Annotated in this window: 4 protein-coding genes; 1 reads left to right on the top strand and 3 read right to left on the bottom strand. The window is 73.3% G+C overall.

Going from position 1 to position 3091, the window contains the following annotated elements:
* The coding region (locus RBH18_RS43515) for an LLM class flavin-dependent oxidoreductase (protein ID WP_306216381.1) at positions 1-643 on the top strand (643 nt) is incomplete at its 5' end.
* Here the strand turns inward: RBH18_RS43515 and RBH18_RS43510 are convergent.
* The 3 genes from RBH18_RS43510 to RBH18_RS43500 form a co-directional block, all read right to left on the bottom strand.
* A complete protein-coding gene (locus RBH18_RS43510; protein WP_306216380.1) occupies positions 603-1937 on the bottom strand; it encodes an LLM class flavin-dependent oxidoreductase in 1335 nt (444 codons plus the stop codon). The genes RBH18_RS43515 and RBH18_RS43510 overlap by 41 nt on opposite strands.
* Complete coding sequence (locus RBH18_RS43505) at positions 1934-2641, bottom strand: ABC transporter ATP-binding protein (RefSeq protein WP_306216379.1); 708 nt, start codon at positions 2639-2641, stop codon at positions 1934-1936. The genes RBH18_RS43510 and RBH18_RS43505 overlap by 4 nt, the downstream gene beginning before the upstream one ends.
* A partial coding sequence (locus RBH18_RS43500; RefSeq protein WP_306216378.1) for an ABC transporter permease occupies positions 2617-3091 on the bottom strand: 475 nt, incomplete at its 5' end. The genes RBH18_RS43505 and RBH18_RS43500, both read right to left, overlap by 25 nt.

The raw sequence follows: 3091 nt of genomic DNA, 5'->3' as shown, positions 1-3091 counted from the left end.
GCGGACGAAGGAGTTCCTGCAGCTCACCAGGAGACTGTGGACGCAGGAGAACGTCAGCTACGACGGCGGGTACTTCCGGGTCCGTGGCTCGACGGTGGTCCCCCGGCCGGTCCGGCCGCCGCGGCTCTACTTCGGCGGGGCGTCGGAGGCCGCCGAGCGGGTGGCGGCGACCGAGGCCGACGTGCAGCTCTTCTGGGGCGAGCCGCTGGCGGGCGTACGGGAAAGGATCGAACGGCTGCGGGCGCTGTCGCGTGAGCTCGGCCGTGAGTATGCGCCGCTGGAGTTCGGGTTGCGGGTCACGACCTTCGTGCGGGACACCACCGAGCAGGCCTGGGCCGACGCCGAGGCCAAGGTGGCCGGGGCGGCCGGCGGCGCCGACAACCCGTTCCGCGCCGTCGGCCAGCAGCGCCTCCTGGAGCTGAACCGGCGCGGCGACGTGCTCGACGACAACCTCTACACCGCGCCGGGGCGCGCCGGCGGCCGGGGAGCGGGCACGACCTGGCTGGTCGGCTCGGCCGAGGACGTGGCCCGCTCCCTGCGGAAGTACGCCGATCTGGGGATCACGCACTTCGTGCTCTCCGACACGCCGTACCTGCCGGAGATCAAGCGGCAGGGCGACCAGCTGCTGCCCCTGCTGCGCTGAGCCGGGGCAGCCCGTAGTGGTCCCGCAACGTCGTGCCGGTGTACTCCGTGCGGAACAATCCGCGCCGCTGGAGGATCGGCACGACGTGGTCGACGAAGGCCTCCAGCCCGGAGGGCAGCACCGGCGGCATGATGTTGAAGCCGTCGGCCGCGCCCTGCCGGTGCCACTCCTCGATGGCGTCGGCCACCTGCTCGGGCGTGCCGGCGAAGGTGCGATGCCCCCGCCCGCCGCCGAGCCGCCCGATGAGCTGCCGCACGGTCAGCCGCTCGCGCCGCGCCAGCGTCACGATCAGCGTGTACCGGCTCTTGGCGCCCTCGATCTCGTCCTCGGGCGGCAGGTCCTCCGGCAGCTCGCGGTCCAGCCGCAGCGCCGAGGGGTCGACCTTCAGCGTGGTGGCGAGCTGCCGCAGCGCGTACTCCGGCTTGATCAGGCGGTCGAGCTCCTCCTCCAGCTCGGCCGCCTCCGCCTCGGTGGCGCCGATGGCCGGCACGATGCCGGGCAGGATCTTGACGGTGTCCGGGTCACGGCCGAGTGCGGCGGCCCGGCGCTTGAGGTCGCGAGCGAACTCCCGCGCCTCCGCCAGGGTCTGCTGCGCCGTGAACACCGCCTCGGCATAGCGCGCGGCCAGCTCGCGCCCGTCCTGCGAGGAGCCGGCCTGCACGAGCAGCGGATAGCCCTGCGGCGAGCGCGGGACGGTCAACGGCCCCTCGACCCGGAAGTACTTGCCCTCGTGGCGCGGCGGGTACAGCAGGCTCTCGTCGCCCCAGGTCCCGGACTCCTTGTCGCCGAGCGGGGCGCGCTCGTCCCAGCTGTCCCAGAGCTTGAGCGACACGTCGACGAACTCGGCGGCCCGGGCGTACCGGTCGCTGTGGGCCGGCAGCTCGGTCAGGTTGAAGTTGCGGGCCGCCTCGACCCCGGCGGTCGTGACGATGTTCCAGCCGGCCCGGCCGCCGCTGACGTGGTCGAGCGACGCGAAGCGCCGGGCCAGGTTGTACGGCTCGTTGTAGGTCGTCGACGCGGTGGCGATCAGCCCGATCCGCTCGGTCGCCCCGGCGATCGCCGTCAGCAGCACGGTCGGCTCGAGCGTGCCCGCCGGCCGCCGCCCGATGTTGTTGACCAGCACCGGGCTGTCGGCCAGGAAGATCGAGTCGAGCTTCCCGCGCTCGGCGATCCGTGCCAGCCGTTGATAGTGCGCCACGTCGGTGTGGGCGAAGGGGTCGCTCTCCGGCAGGCGCCAGGCCGCCTCGTGGTGGCCGACGCCCATGAGGAAGGCGTTGAGGTGCAGGGTGCTCATGCGTCGACTCCCAGCGAGGCCAGCAGCGACCGGCGATAGCCGAGCGGCGGCTGTCCCCGGTCGATGCGCTGGTCGATCGCGATCCGGCCGTGCTCCAGGACCAGCACCCGGTCCGCGAGCGTGACGGCCTCGTCCACGTCGTGCGTGACCAGCAGCACGGCCGGCCGGTGCCGCTCGCACAGCTCGCGCAGCAGCCCGTGCATCTTGATCCGGGTGAGCGCGTCGAGCGCCCCGAAGGGCTCGTCGGCCAGCAGCAGCTGCGGCTCGGAGGCCAGCGACCGGGCCAGCGCCACCCGCTGCTGCTCGCCGCCGGACAGCTCGTTGGGCCACGCCCGCTCGCGGCCCGCCAGGCCCACCTCGGCCAGCGCCGCCCGGCCGCGCAGCCCGGCGTCCGCGCCGCGCAGGCCGAGCACGACGTTGGCGAGCACGCGCTGCCACGGCAGCAGCCGGGCGTCCTGGAAGACCACGGACAGGCTGCGCGGCACCCGCACGGTGCCCGAGCCGGTCACGTCGCGGTCCAGCCCGGCCAGCGCGCGCAGCAGCGTGCTCTTGCCGGACCCGCTGCGGCCCAGCAGGGCGACGAACTCACCCTGACCGATCCGCAGGTCCAGACCGTCGAGTACGGTCCGGGCGCCGAAGCCCCGCGCCAGCCCCGCCACCCCGACCGCGGGGTCCGTCGTCAGTCCGCCAGCGTGCGCCGCCATGCCAGGGCCCTCCTCTGCACCAGCCGGACGGCACCGTCGGACAGCAGCCCGAGGATGCCGTAGAGCACCAGGCCGACGACGATGATGTCGGTCTGGCCGTACTCGCGGGCCAGCTCCATCATGTAGCCGATCCCGCTCGTGGAGTTGATCTGCTCGACGACCACCAGCGCCAGCCACGCGTTGACGACCGCGAAGCGCAGCCCGAGCAGGAAGCCCGGCAGCGCCCCGGGCAGCACGATGCGGCGCAGGAACGTGCCGGTGCGCAGCCGCAGGCTTTCGCCCAGCTCCACGTACCTGCTGTCGATGCCGCGCAGCCCGTTGTGCGTGTGGATGTAGACGGGCACGAAGACGCCGAGCGTGATCGTGGTGACCTTCATGCCCTCGCCGATGCCCAGCCACAGGATGAGCAGCGGGATCAGCGCCAGCGACGGGATGGCCCGCTTGATCTGG

The organism is Actinoplanes oryzae, from assembly GCF_030757795.1.
In the GTDB taxonomy this organism is placed as follows: domain Bacteria; phylum Actinomycetota; class Actinomycetes; order Mycobacteriales; family Micromonosporaceae; genus Actinoplanes.
The sequence above is the reverse complement of the archived record's forward strand: the minus strand, read 5'-3'. Positions and strand labels throughout refer to the sequence as shown.